The organism is Streptomyces milbemycinicus, assembly GCF_002154605.1.
In the GTDB taxonomy this organism is placed as follows: Bacteria; Actinomycetota; Actinomycetes; order Streptomycetales; family Streptomycetaceae; genus Streptomyces; species Streptomyces milbemycinicus.
On the sequence record NZ_MUNE01001000.1, the window covers coordinates 231 to 537 of the forward strand.

General features: G+C 67.8%; 1 pseudogene. It reads left to right on the plus strand.

From position 1 onward, the window contains the following. Positions 1–7: 7 nt before the first annotated feature. Positions 8–307, plus strand: a pseudogene (locus tag CCN51_RS58830) (tryptophan--tRNA ligase); the annotation flags it as partial.

Sequence of the window (307 nt, forward strand, 5' to 3'; positions counted from 1 at the left end):
GCCGCGGATCTTCAGTGGGATCCAGCCCACGGGCCATCTGACGCTCGGGAACTACCTCGGGGCCGTACGGCGGTGGGTCCAGGAGGACCAGCACAATGCCGACGCCGTCTTCTGCGTCGTCGATCTGCATGCCCTCACCGTGGAGCACGACCCGGCCCGGATGCGGCGGCTCACCCGGCAGGCGGCCACGCTGATGCTGGCAGCCGGGCTCGACCCGGATCGTTGCACGGTGTTTGTGCAGAGCCATGTGGACGAGCACGCACGGCTGTCATATCTGATGGAGTGCACCGCCGCGGACGGTGAGATG